This window comes from Variovorax sp. UC122_21 (genome assembly GCF_044056785.1).
In the GTDB taxonomy this organism is placed as follows: Bacteria; Pseudomonadota; Gammaproteobacteria; order Burkholderiales; family Burkholderiaceae_C; genus Variovorax.
The window spans coordinates 2,728,111-2,742,378 of record NZ_CP172004.1; the positions used below are offsets into that span (position 1 = coordinate 2,728,111).

A 14,268-nucleotide genomic window follows, 5' to 3' on the forward strand; every position below is an offset into this window, starting at 1 on the left:
TTCAGGGCGCCGCGGGCGCCACCATGCGCTGCAGGAAGGGCTGGCGCGCGAACACCGCGTCGCGCGGACCGGCATCGACCACGCGGCCGGCCTCCATCAGCACCACCGCGTCGAAGCGCTCGAGCAGGCTCAGCCGGTGCACCGAGGCCACCACGCAGGCGCGCGGAAAGGCCTGCGCGATGCGCTCGAGCACGCGCGCCTCGGTGGCGGCATCGAGCGCGCTCGTGGGCTCGTCGAGCAGCAGCAGCGAGCTGCCCTGGGCCGCGAGCACGCCGCGCGCCAGGCACAGCCGCTGGCGCTGGCCGCCCGAGAGGTTGAAGCCGCGCTCCGACACCGCGGTGTCGAGGTCGCCGTGGGTGGCGGCCAGCACCTCGTCGAAGGTGCTCGCATGCAGCGCGGCGCGCAGCGCGTCGTCGTCGAAGGGCAGGCCGAAGGCGAGGTTCTCGCGCACGCTGGCCTCGAACAGCTCGGTCTCCTGCGGGATCAGCGTGGCGATGCGGCGCAGCTGCGTCCAGTCGACCGGCTGGCCGTCGAGCGCGAGCACGCCGCCCTGCGGCGCATAGAGGCCCGCGAGCACGCGCAGCAAGGTGCTCTTGCCGCCGCCGCTCGGGCCCACCAGCGCCACGCGTTCGCCGCGGCGCAGCGCGAGCGACACCGCATGCAGGCCGCCGCGCGGGCGTTCCTCGCCGGGAGCCGTTGTCGTTGCGGGTGCGCTGCCGCGCGGCGCGTAGTTCCAGTCCAGCGCATCGACGGCCAGCGCCTGCCAGGCGGCTTCGGCATCGATGCGCTCGCTCGCGGGCACCTGCTCGGGCGGCGTGGCCAGCGAGTCGCCCTTCGGCGCCTCCCAGATCGGCGCCGCGCTGCCGTAGTCGGTGTGCATGCGCGCGAAGAAGCTGAAGTTGGCCGCCACCGAGGTGACCACGCCCGCGGCCTGCTGCGCGTACTGGTAGATCATGAACACGCCGCCCAGCATCACGGCCTGGCCCGGCGTGCGCGACTGCCAGACGTAGATGACCACCAGCCCCCAGGTCAGCGCCAGGCCCATGAGGTCGACCGCGAACCACTTGCCCTCGTTGAGCACCACGGTGCGCTTCAGCGGTTCGGACACCGCGCGCATGCGCCGGCGCAGCAGCAGCCGCGAGGCGCCCTGCAGCCGCAGGCCGATCACCGTCGAGGCGTTGCCGAGGAAATCGAGCAGCGCCGCCACGTAGCGGCGGTCGGCGTCGTTCTCGGCGCGCGCCAGCCGCATCAGCGCGCGGTCGATGCGCAGGATCACGACCGCGATCAGCACGTAGCCCGCGAGCGCCGTGGCGCCGCTGGTGCGCGACAGCAGCGCCAGCGCCACCAGCGGCCCGACGAAGTTGACGACGTTGGTGAGCCAGATGAACTGGTTCTGCGCGAAGTCCGACAGCGCGCGGCTGGCCTGGTGCACGCGGTGCTGCAGCTCGCCCGAATGGTGGCCGTCGTGCCAGGCCAGCGGCGCCGCGGCGATGCGCGCGTAGAGCTGGTCGGCCAGGGTCTCGCGCACCTTCACGCCCACGTTGCGCTCGAGGATGCGGCCGGGCCCATGCAGCGCCCAGGCGCCGACGTAGACCCCGGCCAGCGTCGCGATCCAGCGGCCGGCACCGCCGAAGTCGCCGCGCTGCAGCGCATTGATGGCCTGGCCCGCGAGGTAGGGCAGGGTGAGGCGGATCAGCTGCGAGCTGGCCAGCAGCGCGGTGGCGCCCAGCAGCTGGCCGCGCGCGCCGGCGGCGAAGTGCCACAGGGCCGAATAGAGTTCGCGGATGGCGCTGCCGGGCCGGGTGCTCGTGGATTGCATGGGCTCAGTGTGCCCAAGGCACAGGGGCGCCCGGCGTAGGAGCGCGGCACGCACGCGTCGCTGATCCGCAACGAGGCGATGCAAAAGTAACTTTATGTATGGTTAAATCCGCCGCAACTTACGCGAAGTAGAGGACGAGGGGATCCCATGAAGCTGCTGTTGAGCCTTGCGTGCGCGGTCGTGGCCCTGGCCGGCTGCGTCAGCGCGCCGCCGACGCCGACCGAGCCCGGAACCGGCCGCGGCCTGTCCTATGTGCCGAAGGTCGCGATGCAAGGCGTGGACCGTGTCCGCTACGACGCCGACGTGGCCGAGTGCCGCACGGCCGCCACGCGCATCACCGCGCGCAACGAGGACAACGACTGGATGTGGGCCGCCTTCGGCCTGGGCCTGATCACCGTGCACGGCCAGGGCATCGCGGGCGCGGCCGCCTGGACCGGCCTCGCCGCCGTCATCGTCGACATGAACTCGCGGCCGCCCGAGTCGGTGATCGCCGAGCACCAGCAGATCGCCGTCGTGCACTGCATGGCCAAGCGCGGCTACCGCAACCTCGACCCGAACGTGCGCGACAGCTTCTATGCCTACGGCTATTCGCCGGTCGAGTCGTTCGCGCCGCGCCGCACCGGCGTCGACACCTACAACGTCGAACGCATCGCGAAGAACGGCCGCTGCAACCTGCAGCCGCGCGCCGAGCTCACGGCCAAGGGCCCGGGCTACGAGGCCTACACCGTGCCGTGCGAGAACGGCGGCACCTGGGCCGTGCGCTGCGAGTTCGGCCAGTGCCGAGTGCTGGCGCAGGCGCCCATGCGGCGCTCCTGAACCGGGTTCGACCGGTCAAGAAAAAGCGGCGCCTCGGCGCCGCTTTTTCGTTGGGCTGGCTCAACGCCAGACGTAGTGCCCGCGCACCAGCCGGCCGTGCTCGCGATGGGCCGGCACCCACACCTTGTGCTTGCGGTGGTGCGGCGCCATGTGCGGCCGGTCGTAGCCGGGGCCGCCATGGGGCTGGGCCATGACGGCGCCGGAGGAAGCGAGCAGGCCGAGGGCGGCCGCGACGATGAAGAGGGTCTTTTTCATGTTGGAGTCCTTCATGGGAGTGGATGCGCGGCGAAGCACCGTTGCATGGGCCTCGATCCGCACGGTTGAACCTTAGTTCGCTCCCATGACGGCGTCGCGTAGGCGTTCGCGCAGTCCGCGCGCGGGCGCTCGGCCCTTGAACGCGTGCTGCTCAGTTCACGATCAGCCCGCGCAGCGCGGGATCGGCCGGCGGCGGCTTCAGGTCCATCTCGTGCAGCGTCTTCACCAGCAGCTCGGCGATCATCAGGTTGCGGTGCCGCTTGCTGTTGGCCGGGATCACGTGCCAGGGCGCATGCGCGCTCGAGGTCGCGCCCAGCGCCTTGTCGTAGGCGCGCTGGTAGGCATCCCACTTGGTGCGCACCTCGAGGTCGGCCATGCTGAACTTCCATTCCTTGCCGGGCGTGTCGATGCGCGCCTGCAGCCGCTGGCGCTGCTCCTCCTTGTCGATGTGCAGCATGCACTTGACGATGGTGGTGCCGGTCTCCACGAGCAGGCGCTCGAAGTCGTTGATCTGCGCGTAGCGGCGCTTCGTCTCGGCCTTGTCGATCCAGCCCTCGACCACCGGCACCAGCACGTCCTCGTAGTGGCTGCGGTTCCACACCATGACCTCGCCGGTGCGCGGCACCACCGCATGGCAGCGCCACAGGTAGTCGTGCGCGCGCTCCTCGTCGTTGGGCGCCTTGAAGGCGCTCACGCGCACGCCCAGCGGCGAGGTGCGCGAGAACACCCAGCGCACGGTGCCGTCCTTGCCGCTGGTGTCCATGCCCTGCAGCACCACCAGCAGCTTGCGGCGGCCTTCGGCATGCAGCAGGTTCTGCAGTTCGTCGAGCTCGATCGCCAGGGCGTCGAGGCGGTCGCGCTGCGCGGCCTCGTTGCCCTTGAGGAAGGGCGTGTCGCCGGGATCGAGGTCGGAGAGCTGGAACTTGCTGCCGACGCGGTACTTCTTGAAGCTGGCCATGGCCTGCGGTCTCCGTTGAATGAACGAAGGCCACAGGGTACGCGATGGGCGCGTCGCGGCTGTCAGCGCTCGTCGGGATCGATCGAGGCGCTCCAGCGGTTGTCCCACTCGGCATGGCGCGCCGCGTCGTCGAGCACGCGCCGGTCGCGCTTGGTCGGGCGGCCCTGCTCGATGGCGAGCGCGGGTTCGCTGCCCATGCGGCGCTGCTCGCGGAAGGCGGCCTGCGCCGCCAGGCTCTCGGGCGTCTCCTCGTAGAGCTGCTGGGCCACGGGCGCCGGGCCGCGCTGGCCGCTGAGGCCGCGCACGGCGACGGTGCGGGTCAGCGGGCCGAGCCGGATCGAGACGGTGTCGCCGACCTTGACCTCGCGCGAGGCCTTGGCGACATCGCCGTTCACCAGGATGCGGTTCTTGCCCGATCTCCTCGGCCGCCAGCGAGCGGGTCTTGAAGAAGCGGGCGGCCCAGAGCCATTTGTCGATGCGAAGACGATCCATAAGTCAGGAGGTGTGCCGGTCCAGTGGCAGGTGCACGACGGCGTCGAGCCCGGCGATATTGTCCCGCGTGTCGGGCCCCGTGCGGTTGTCGAGCGCGATCCGGCCGTCGAGCGCGAGCACGATCTCGCGGCAGATCGCGAGGCCCAGGCCCGAGCCGCTGGCGCTGTCGCCGGCCGAGAAGGGCGCGAACAGCCGTTGGCGCAGTTCGGCGGAGATGCCCGGGCCGCTGTCGCGCACCCGCAGCATCGCCTCGCCGGCCTCGGCGCGCACCGCCACCGACAGCGCGCCGCCGGCCGGCGACTGCTTGATCGCGTTGTGCAGCAGGTTGCGCGTGAGCTCCTGCAGCATCCAGCGGTGGGCGCGCACCGGCACCGGCGCGTCGGCATCGAGCTCGAAGTCCAGCGCCTTGTCGGCGATCAGCGGCGACAGGTCGAGCACGATCTGGCGCGCCACCCTCGGCCAGGTCGAGCCGCACCGACTCGGGCTGCTGGCGCAGCTGCTCGACCTTGGCCAGCGACAGCATCTGGTTGGCCAGCGCGGTCGCGCGGTCCACGGTCTGGTTGATCTCGACCAGCGCCTGCTCGGGCGCCAGGTCGCCGCGGCGCGCCGACTGCACCTGGGCCTTGAGCACCGCCAGCGGGGTGCGCAGCTGGTGCGCGCTGTCGCGCACGAAGCGCTTCTGGTGATCGAGCAGCCGCTGCAACCGTCCCATGACCTCGGTGGTGGCATCGATCAGCGGGCGCAGCTCGCGCGGCGCATCGGGCGCGTCGATCGGCGACAGGTCGTCGGCGGCGCGCCGGTCGATCGCCTCGCCGAGCTGGCGCACCGGCCGGGTCGCGCGCTGCACCACGAACACGGTGACGGCCGCGATCACGCCCATCAGCAGCAGTTGGCGCCACAGCGTGTCGAGCAGCAGCTTGCGCACCAGGGTCTCGCGCAGCTCCAAAGTCTCGGCCACCTGCACCACGGCCATGCCGCGGCCGCGCGCGCTGGCCACCGGCTGCAGCAGCACCGCCACGCGCACCGGCTGGTCGCGAAAGCGCGCGTCGTAGAAGTCGACCAGCGCGGCATAGGGCGTGCGATCGGGAATGCGGCCGTGCCAGAACGGCAGCTCGGCGAAGCCCGAGATCATCTCGCCCTGCAGCGTGGAGACGCGGTAGAAGAGCCGGCTGCGGTTGTCGGCCTCGAAGGCCTCGAGCGCCGAGTAGGGCACGATCGCGCGCAGCTCGGCATGCTCGTCGTAGCCTTCCACGTCGAGCTGTTCGCCGATGGTCTTGGCCGAGGCGAGCAGCGTGCGGTCGTAGGCGGTGGTGGCGGCGGCCAGGCTCTGGCGGTAGAGGCTCACGCTGTTGATCACGATCAGCAGCGCGACCGGCGCGAGGATGCCGAACAGCAGCCTCGCGCGCAGCGACAGGTTGGCCGTCATGGCTCGGCGCGAAGCAGGTAGCCGAGGCCGCGCAGCGTCATCAGCGCGGCGCCGGTGCCCACGAGCTTCTTGCGCAGCCGGTACACCACCACCTCGACCGCCTCGTACTGCACGTCGGTCTCGCCCGGGAACACCAGCTCGAACAGCCGTTCCTTGGTGAGCGCGTGGCCGGGCTTCATCATCAGCGCCTTGAGCAGCGCGAGCTCGCGCGGCGTGAGCTCGAGCACCTCGGCGCGGTGGTAGATGGCGCCGCTGTCGGGCTCGAAGCGCAGGCCGCCGACCTCCTGCGGATTGAGCACCGGGTCGGGTCCGGCGTTCTGGTTGCGCCGGCGCAGCGCGCGGATGCGGGCCTCGAGCTCGTCGAGGTCGAAGGGCTTGGGCAGGTAGTCGTCGGCGCCGGCGTTGAGGCCGACGATGCGGTCGCCCACGGTGCCGCGCGCGGTCAGCAGCAGCACCGGCGTGCGCAGGCCCTCGGCGCGCGCCTGCGCCAGCACCTGCAGGCCGTCGAGGTTGGGCAGGCTGAGGTCGAGCGCCACCACGTCGGGCTCGACCGCGCGCCAGTGCTCGAGCGCGAGCGCGCCGTCGCCGCAGACCCGCACGTCGATCTTGCGGCGCGCGAGGCTGCGCTGCAGCGTGACCTGCATCGAGGGATCGTCTTCGACCAGCAGCAACTTCATGGATCGGGGGCGGCCGGCGGGCTCGCGCAGGGGGGCTCGGGCGGGGAGGGCTTCGGTGTTTTCCCCAGTCCGGTGGACAGCCAACTGACAGCGGGGCGGCGCATGATAGCGGTTCAGGTCCAAGTCAGGTTCCGTTCCTTTTCCCCCTCAGGAGACACCAACGATGCGTCGCGATACCTTTTTGAAGTCCCTGGCCGCGCTGGCCGCCGCCGGCGCGCTGCCGCTGTCGGCGCGTGCCGCCGCCAACGTCAAGATGATGATTCCCGCCAACCCCGGCGGCGGATGGGACACCACGGGTCGCGCGCTCGGCAAGGCGCTGACGGACGCCAAGGTGGCCGACACGGTCGCCTACGACAACAAGGGCGGCGCCGCCGGCGCGCTGGGCCTGGCCCAGTTCGTCAACGGTTCCAAGGGCGATCCGAACGCCCTGATGGTGATGGGCTCGGTCATGCTGGGCGGCATCATCACCGGCAAGCCGCCGGTCAAGCTCGAGCAGGCCACGCCGATCGCGCGCATGACCACCGAATACAACGTCTTCGTGCTGCCCTCGAACTCGCCGTTCAAGACCATGAAGGACGTGGTCGAGCAGCTCAAGAAGGACCCGGGCAGCGTCAAGTGGGGCGGCGGTTCGCGCGGCTCCACCGAGCACATCGCCGCGGCCATGATCGCGCAGAAGGTCGGCGCCGATCCCTCGAAGATCAACTACGTGGCCTTCCGCGGAGGCGGCGAGGCCACCGCGGCCATCCTCGGCGGCAACGTCACCATCGGCGGCAGCGGCTACAGCGAGTTCGCCGAATACATCGCGGCCGGCAAGATGAAGCCCATCGCCGTCACCTCGGCCCAGCGCCTGCCCGGCATCAACGTGCCCACGCTCAAGGAGCAGGGCATCGACGTCGAGATCGGCAACTGGCGCGGCGTGTACGGCGCGCCCGGCATCAGCGCCGAGCAGCGCAAGGCCCTGACCGAGATGGTGCTGGCCGCGCTCAAGAGCGCCTCGTGGGCCGAGTCGCTCAAGAAGAACGACTGGACGCCGGCCGTGCTGTCGGGCGACGCCTTCAGCAAGTTCGTCGACGACGACTTCGCGAGCCTGCGCGCCATCATGGCCAAGTCCGGCATGGTCTGAGCCTGCGCTCCACCCAGCCCACACGGCGCGCTGTCCCTCACGACAGCGTGCCGTTTTCAAATCCAGCCCGTCTCGCTCGAATCCGGGAGCAGAAATGACAACACCAAATCCCTCGATGGCGCCGCCCGAACCGGGCGCCGCCCCCGCCGCGCCGTCCGCGCCGTGGCCCCAAACCGTCGTCGGCGTCGGCGTGCTGCTGACCGGCGCCGCGCTGGCCTATGGCGCCATCGGCATTTCCTCCGAGGCCGGCTACGGCGGCGTCGGTCCCAACTTCCTGCCCTGGCTGGTGTCCATCGTGCTGATCATCTGCGGCGCCTGGATCACCTGGGAAGCGCGCAGCGGCGGCTTCCGCGAACTCGAGGCGCCCTCGGGCGACGACCGCGCCTACTGGCCCGGCTTCGTCTGGGTCTCGGCCGGGCTGCTGCTCAACGCGGCGCTGATCACCACCATCGGCTTCATCCTGAGCTGCGCGCTGTGCTACCTGCTCGCGGTGCAGGGCCTGCGCCGCGCGAGCGGCCAGGCGGCCGCCGGCTCGGCGCGCACCTGGGGGATCGATCTCCTGACCGGCGTCGCGATCTCGGCGCCGGTGTTCTGGATGTTCACCAAGTTCCTGGCCATCAGCCTGCCGGGCCTCACTGCCACAGGGTGGATCTGACATGGACATCTTCAACGCCCTAATGAGCGGCTTCGCGGCCGCGATCACCCCGATCAACCTGCTCTGGTGCCTCATTGGCTGCGCCCTGGGCACGGCCGTCGGCGTGCTGCCCGGCATCGGCCCCGCGGTGGCGGTGGCGATGCTGCTGCCGATCACCGGCAAGGTCGACATCACGGCCTCGATGATCTTCTTCTCGGGCATCTACTACGGCGCCATGTACGGCGGCTCGACCACCTCGATCCTGCTCAACACGCCCGGCGAAACCGCCAGCATGGTGACGGCGATGGAGGGCAACAAGATGGCCAAGAGCGGACGCGCGGGCGCGGCGCTCGCCACCGCGGCCATCGGCTCCTTCGTCGCCGGCACCATCGCCACCGTGGTCGTCACGCTGTTCGCGCCCTTCGTGGCCGACTACGCGGTGCGGCTCGCGGCGCCCGAGTATTTCCTCCTGATGCTGCTGGCCTTCACCACCGTGAGCGCGGTGCTCGGCAAGAGCACGCTGCGCGGCATGACGGCGCTGTTCGCGGGCCTCGCGATCGGCTGCGTCGGCCTCGACCAGATCTCGGGCCAGGGTCGCTACACGGGCGACATGCCCGAGCTGCTCGACGGCATCGAGATCGTGCTGGTGGCCGTGGGCCTGTTCGCGGTGGCCGAGGTGCTCTACGCGGTGCTCTACGAAGGCCGCGTGGTCGAGGGCCAGAACAAGCTGACCCGGGTGCACATGACCAAGCGCGACTGGAAGCGCTCGATCCCGGCCTGGCTGCGCGGCGCGGCCATCGGCACGCCCTTCGGCTGCATTCCGGCCGGCGGCACCGAGATTCCGACCTTCCTGAGCTATGCCACCGAGAAGAAGATGGCGAAGGACGCCGACGCCAAGAGCGAGTTCGGCACCACCGGCGCCATCGAGGGCGTGGCCGGTCCCGAGGCCGCGAACAACGCCACCGTGACCGCGGCGCTGATCCCGCTGCTCACGCTCGGCATCCCGACCTCGAACACCACGGCCATCATGCTGGGCGCGTTCCAGAACTACGGCATCCAGCCGGGCCCGCAGCTGTTCACCACCTCGGCCGCGCTGGTGTGGGCGCTGATCGCCTCGCTCTACATCGGCAACCTCATGCTGCTGGTGCTGAACCTGCCGATGGTGGGCCTGTGGGTCAAGCTGCTCAAGATCCCGAAGCCGCAGCTCTATGCCGGCATCCTGATCTTCGCGACCGTCGGTGCCTACGGCATGCGCCAGAACACCTTCGACCTGTTCCTGCTCTATGCCATCGGCCTGCTGGGCGTGGTGATGCGGCGCTTCGACTTCCCGACCGCGCCGGTGGTGGTCGGCATGATCCTGGGCCCGCTGGCCGAGGCCAACCTGCGCAACGCGATCTCGATGGGGCAGGGCAGCCCGGTGGTGTTCTTCCAGCGGCCCGAGTCGATCGTGATCCTCGTCGTGATCGTCGCCGTGCTGGTGCTGCCGCGCGTGGCCAAGCGCATGAGCGAGAAGAAACTCGCGCGGCTCGCAGCCTCGGGCTGAGCCGGTTCCATCCATCCTTCCTTTTCGAAGACGCCGCGGGCAGCGATGCCCGCGGCGTTCGTTCTTGGCGCGGCCGCGTTTCGCGCCGCGCGCGCGGCCTTTCGCTCCATCCGTGCGGCATTCCGTCGCAAGGCTGCTGCCGGGCGCCGCCCGGCTTCCTAGAGTCGCGTCCATTGCAGGACCCGAACACTTCGAACCGAAAGGAGCTTCCATGGAACGCCGACACTTCGCCCGCGCGATCCTCGCCGCCACCGGCGCGATCGCTCTCGCCACCCAGGCCCGCGCGCAGGCCGCGGAAGCACCCGCGGCCGCCGCGGCACCGGCATCCGCCCCGCCCGCCGGCCTGCGGCCGCTGTTCTTCGAGAACGATCCGACCTTCTGGTTCGAGACGTTGCGCTCCTTCGGCCACATCGCCTACGCGGCGCCGACTTCGGCGAGGTTGCTGTCACCGCGCAGCGCATCCGCGCCGGCGACTACGACAGCTGGCACGACGAATGGCGGCTCACTGCCGAACGCGTCGAGGCCGAGGCGCGGCGCAGCCTCGGCGGCGGCCATGCCGCGAGCGCGCGCGATGCCTTCCTGCGCGCTTCCAACTACTACCGCAGCGCCGAGTTCTTCCTGCACGGCAACCCGGCCGATCCGCGCATCGACGCGGCCTACCGCCAGGGCGTCGAGTGCTTCCGCGCGGCCTGCCGCCTCTCGGGCGGCGCGGTCGAGCCGGTGCGCATCCGCTACGAGGGCACGCACCTGCCGGGCTACTTCTACCGGGCCGCGGGCACGGCGACGGGGCGCGGCGGGCGCCGGCCGCTGGTGGTGATGCACAACGGCTTCGACGGTTCGGTCGAGGAGATGCACTACGTGGCCGCCGCCGCGCTGGCCGAGCGCGGCTATCACGTGCTGAGCTTCGACGGACCGGGCAACCCGGGCCGATGCACGCGCAGGGCCTGGTGCTGCGCCCCGACTGGGAGCACGTGGTGGGGCCGGTGCTCGACCATGCGCTCGCGCGGCCCGACGTCGACGCGCGCCGCGTCGCGCTGCTGGGCAACAGCCTGGGCGGCGTGCTCGCGCCGCGCGCGGCCGCCTTCGAGCCGCGCATCCGCGCGCTGGTGGCCGTCGACGGCATCTACGACATGGCGGCGAAGACGCTACCGCTGTTCGGCGGCCAGCGCGAGGTCGCGCGGCGCCTGCTGACGGCACCCGAGGCGCCCGAGATCGACCGCGCGCTGGCGCAGCTCGCCGCGCGCGACACGCAGGCGCGCTGGGCCTTCGCCCATGGCGCCTGGGTCACGGGCAAGGGCACGGCGCGCGGCTATCTCTCGACGCTGCTCGACTACAACGTGGCCGACGGCGTGGCCGAGAAGATCCGCTGTCCCACGCTGGTGTGCGCGGGCAGCGACGACATCTTCTTCCAGGGGCAGCCCGAGCAGCTGTTCGCGCACCTGGGTTGCGAGAAGACCTTCCTCTCGCTCGACCACACGCTGGGCGCCGGCGCCCACTGCCATGCGGGCGCGCAGCGGCTCGCGATGGCGCGCATCGGCGACTGGCTCGACGCCACGCTCGGGGCTTGAGACCCGGCGATGGCTGCGAAGGGCTTCGAAAAAAGCCGCGGGCCTCATAAAATGAGAACCATTCTTATTTGTTGATGGGTGCCCGGCACTCGTTGGAGAAGTGCCATGGCCGCGGCCGAATCCGCCTTGCAGCAGGAAGTCCGAAGCTTGTACAGCGACCATCACGGCTGGCTGCAGGGCTGGCTGCGCCGTCGGCTGGGCAATGCCTTCGATGCCGCGGACCTCGCGCACGACGTCTTCCTGCGCCTGTTGGCACGGCGCGAACCGGTGGGCATGAAGGAGCCGCGCGCCTACCTGTCGTCGGTGGCGCGCGGCCTGGTGATCGACCACTGGCGCCGCCGCGAGCTCGAGCAGGCCTGGCTCGAAACGCTCGCGCAGATGCCCGAGGCGACCGCGCCTTCGCCCGAGCAGCGCCTCTCGATCCTCGAGGCGCTGGTCGAGATCGACCGCATGCTCGACACGCTCAAGCCCGCCGTGCGCAGCGCCTTCCTGCTGGCCCAGTTCGACGGCCTGAGCTGCCGCGAGATCGGCGAGCGGCTGGGTGTCTCGCTCGCCACGGCCGAGCGCTACGTGGCGAAGGCGCTGCGGGCCTGCTACGCCTTTCGCTTCGAAGCATGAGCGCCGTTCTGCCCGACAGCGTGATCGACGCCGCCATCCTGTGGTCGGTGCGCCTCGACCATGGCGAGCCGACGCCGAAGATGCGGCGCGCGCACGCGCAATGGCTGGCGGCCGATCCGCGCCATGCGCAGGCCTGGCAGCGCGTCGGCGACCTGCGGCGCGGCTTCGCCGGCATGCCGGCCGGCCCCGCGCGCGACACCTTGCAGGCCGCGCAGCTGCACCGGCAGCAGCGCGGCCGCCGTACCGCGCTCAAGCTGCTGTCGCTGGCCGGCGTGGCGCTGGGTGCCGGCTGGCTGATGCGCGAGCACGCGCCGTGGCAACGCCTGCTGGCCGATGCCAGCACCGACACCGGCGAGCAGCGCACCCTGCGGCTGGCCGACGGCACGACGCTGGTGCTCAACACCGACAGCGCGGTCAGCACCGCCCTGAACGGCGAGCGCCGCCTCGTGGTGCTGCGGCGCGGCGAGATCATGGTCAGCACCGGCGACGATGCCGGCGCCGCCGCCGCCGCCGCCGCCAAACGCCCGTTCTGGGTCTACACGCCGTTCGGCCGGATGCAGGCACTGGGCACGCGCTTCGTGGTGCGCATCGACGAGCGGCGCGCGCGCGTCAGCGTGCAGCAGGGCGCGGTGGCGCTGCATCCGGGCGACGGTCCCGCCGAGGCCGTGGTGCAGGCGGGCCAGAGCCGCTGGCTCGCCGAATCGGGCAGCACGCCGGCCGCCAGCCGCGGCTTCGACGAGGACGGCTGGGTCGACGGCGTGATCGCCGGCCGGAACATCCGCATGGCCGACCTGCTGGCCGAGCTCGGCCGCTACCGCCATGGCGTGGTGCTGTGCGATCCGGCCGTGGCCGAACTGCGCGTCTCGGGCGTGTTCCATGTGCGCGACAGCGACCGCGCGCTGCGGTTCCTCGCGCAGACGCAGCCGATCTCGGTGCGGTTGCGCACGCGCTACTGGGTGTCGGTCGGGCCACCGGCCTGAGCGGGCTTTTCAAAAAAATTTCGAGAACGACGCGAAAAAACTGAGGGGATCGCGTTTCTCGTCCGACCTCCTGGATGCACCCGCTCGGCGACGAGCGCCTTCCATCCTTCGAGCCTGTCCAGACCCATGAGCCTTTCCCGATTCCGCGCCGCCGGCGCGCCGACCTTCGCGCTGCACACGGCGCTGCATGCCGCGCTGGCCCTGGCCATGTTCGCCGCCGCCGCGCTGCCCGAGGCGGCGCGCGCGCAGGCGCCCGACGAGATTCGCAGCTTCAGCGTGCCCGCCGGCCCGCTCGATGCCGCGCTCGACCGCTTCGCGCGCAGCGCGGGCGTCAACCTCAGCTACGACCCGGCGCTGGTCGCGGGCGCCGTCACGCGCGGGCTCGAGGGCCGCCACGGCATCGCAAGCGGACTGGCCGCGCTGCTGGCCGGCAGCGCGCTCGAGGCCGTGCCGCGCCAGGGCGGCGGCTTCTCGCTGCGCCGGGTGGAGACGCGCGCGCCAGTGGTCCCCGGGGCCGGCGGCGCGGCACTGGCACCGGTGACCGTCACGGCCGCCGGCCCCGCGGCCGAAGTGCTCGCGGCGCCTTACGCGGGCGGACAGGTGGCGCGCGGCGGCCGGCTCGGCATGCTGGGCACGGCCGACATCTTCGAGACGCCGTTCAGCACCAAGGCCTACACGGCCGAGCTGATCCGCAACCAGGGCGCGCGCAACGTCAACGACATGGTGGCCAACGATCCCTCGATCCGCACCAGCCTGTCGGCCACCTCGCCGCTCGACCAGAGCTCGATCCGCGGCTTCCTCACCAACAGCGACGCCTACCTGTTCGATGGCCTCGAGGGCCTGTTCGCGTACAGCAACATCCCGATCCAGCACTACGAGCGCCTCGAGGTGCTCGAGGGGCCGGCGGCCGGGCTGGTCGGCGCCTCGGGCTACGGCAGCACGACCGGCGGCAGCTTCAACCTGGTGCCCAAGCGCGCCACCGACGCGCCGGTGCGCTCGATCACGCTGTCGGCCAACCAGCGCTCGCTGCTCGGCACCCACGTCGACCTGGGCCAGCGCTTCGGCGCCGACCACCAGTTCGGCGCGCGCATCAACTTGAGCGCCGAGGACGGCCGGGTCTACGACGGCGCCGACCGGCGCCTGGCCGCGGCGCAGATCGCGCTCGATTACCGCGGCGACCGCTTTCGCGCCGTGCTCGATGCCGGCTACACGCGGCGCACCTCGTCGCCGCTGTTCAACCACTGGCTGTTGCAGCCCGGCGCCGCGCTGCCCCCGCCGCCCGATCCCAAGGTGCATCCCAAGCCTTCGTGGGAAATGCTCGAGGTGCGCCAGCCCTTCGCGCTGCTGAGCACCGAGTGG

12 protein-coding genes and 3 pseudogenes are annotated in these 14,268 nt (G+C 71.3%); 8 read left to right on the forward strand and 7 right to left on the reverse strand.

What is annotated here, in order from left to right; all coding sequences use genetic code 11:
• Position 1: 1 nt before the first annotated feature.
• Positions 2 to 1,819 (reverse strand): ABC transporter ATP-binding protein, encoded by a 1,818-nt coding sequence (locus ACHMXE_RS25180; protein ID WP_395352038.1) that lies wholly within the window; start codon positions 1,817 to 1,819, stop codon positions 2 to 4.
• A 147-nt stretch (positions 1,820 to 1,966) separates the two neighbouring features.
• Here ACHMXE_RS25180 and ACHMXE_RS25185 point away from each other — a divergent pair, with 147 nt between their 5' ends.
• Positions 1,967 to 2,635, forward strand: coding sequence for a hypothetical protein (locus tag ACHMXE_RS25185; RefSeq protein ID WP_395352040.1), 669 nt, complete (start codon positions 1,967 to 1,969; stop codon positions 2,633 to 2,635).
• 60 nt (positions 2,636 to 2,695) lie between these two features.
• On the opposite strand, the gene ACHMXE_RS25190 is transcribed toward ACHMXE_RS25185, so the two are convergent.
• From ACHMXE_RS25190 to ACHMXE_RS25210, 5 genes and pseudogenes are all read right to left on the reverse strand, one after another.
• Entirely contained in the window at positions 2,696 to 2,890 is a 195-nt protein-coding gene (locus ACHMXE_RS25190; protein ID WP_203201327.1) for a hypothetical protein, read from the reverse strand.
• Between the two features lie 151 nt (positions 2,891 to 3,041).
• Positions 3,042 to 3,848 carry a PPK2 family polyphosphate kinase gene (locus tag ACHMXE_RS25195; RefSeq protein ID WP_203201326.1) on the reverse strand — a complete coding sequence of 269 codons (807 nt, stop codon included), beginning with the start codon at positions 3,846 to 3,848 and terminating at the stop codon, positions 3,042 to 3,044.
• A gap of 62 nt (positions 3,849 to 3,910) precedes the next feature.
• Positions 3,911 to 4,340, reverse strand: a pseudogene (locus ACHMXE_RS25200) (RNA-binding S4 domain-containing protein).
• Between the two features lie 3 nt (positions 4,341 to 4,343).
• Positions 4,344 to 5,766, reverse strand: a pseudogene (locus ACHMXE_RS25205) (sensor histidine kinase).
• Positions 5,763 to 6,443, reverse strand: a complete 681-nt coding sequence (locus tag ACHMXE_RS25210) for a response regulator transcription factor (protein ID WP_093344273.1) — start codon at positions 6,441 to 6,443, stop codon at positions 5,763 to 5,765. Before ACHMXE_RS25210 ends, ACHMXE_RS25205 begins: the two are co-directional and overlap by 4 nt.
• A gap of 163 nt (positions 6,444 to 6,606) precedes the next feature.
• On the opposite strand from ACHMXE_RS25210, the gene ACHMXE_RS25215 reads away from it, so the two are divergent.
• From ACHMXE_RS25215 to ACHMXE_RS25225, 3 genes are all read left to right on the forward strand, one after another.
• Entirely contained in the window at positions 6,607 to 7,566 is a 960-nt protein-coding gene (locus tag ACHMXE_RS25215; RefSeq protein ID WP_093344272.1) for a tripartite tricarboxylate transporter substrate binding protein, read from the forward strand.
• A gap of 115 nt (positions 7,567 to 7,681) precedes the next feature.
• The gene (locus tag ACHMXE_RS25220; RefSeq protein ID WP_395352043.1) at positions 7,682 to 8,221 is read left to right on the forward strand and encodes a tripartite tricarboxylate transporter TctB family protein; all 540 of its coding nucleotides are present in this window, start codon (positions 7,682 to 7,684) and stop codon (positions 8,219 to 8,221) included.
• A gap of 1 nt (position 8,222) precedes the next feature.
• Entirely contained in the window at positions 8,223 to 9,743 is a 1,521-nt protein-coding gene (locus ACHMXE_RS25225; RefSeq protein ID WP_395352045.1) for a tripartite tricarboxylate transporter permease, read from the forward strand.
• Positions 9,744 to 10,157: 414 nt separating this feature from the next.
• Here ACHMXE_RS25225 and ACHMXE_RS25230 read toward each other — a convergent pair whose 3' ends face one another.
• Positions 10,158 to 10,637, reverse strand: a complete 480-nt coding sequence (locus tag ACHMXE_RS25230; protein ID WP_395352047.1) for a hypothetical protein — start codon at positions 10,635 to 10,637, stop codon at positions 10,158 to 10,160.
• A 35-nt stretch (positions 10,638 to 10,672) separates the two neighbouring features.
• Here ACHMXE_RS25230 and ACHMXE_RS25235 point away from each other — a divergent pair, with 35 nt between their 5' ends.
• The 4 genes and pseudogenes from ACHMXE_RS25235 to ACHMXE_RS25250 form a co-directional block, all read left to right on the forward strand.
• Positions 10,673 to 11,311: an alpha/beta hydrolase family protein gene (locus ACHMXE_RS25235; RefSeq protein WP_395352049.1), complete on the forward strand. Its 639-nt coding sequence runs from the start codon at positions 10,673 to 10,675 to the stop codon at positions 11,309 to 11,311.
• A gap of 105 nt (positions 11,312 to 11,416) precedes the next feature.
• On the forward strand, positions 11,417 to 11,929 hold the full coding sequence (locus tag ACHMXE_RS25240; protein WP_209545161.1) for a sigma-70 family RNA polymerase sigma factor: 513 nt from the start codon (positions 11,417 to 11,419) through the stop codon (positions 11,927 to 11,929).
• Positions 11,926 to 12,909 (forward strand): FecR domain-containing protein, encoded by a 984-nt coding sequence (locus tag ACHMXE_RS25245; RefSeq protein ID WP_395352050.1) that lies wholly within the window; start codon positions 11,926 to 11,928, stop codon positions 12,907 to 12,909. The genes ACHMXE_RS25240 and ACHMXE_RS25245 overlap by 4 nt, the downstream gene beginning before the upstream one ends.
• A 624-nt stretch (positions 12,910 to 13,533) precedes the next feature.
• A pseudogene (locus tag ACHMXE_RS25250) lies at positions 13,534 to 13,785 on the forward strand (TonB-dependent receptor plug domain-containing protein); the annotation flags it as partial.
• Between the last annotated feature and the right edge of the window lie 483 nt (positions 13,786 to 14,268).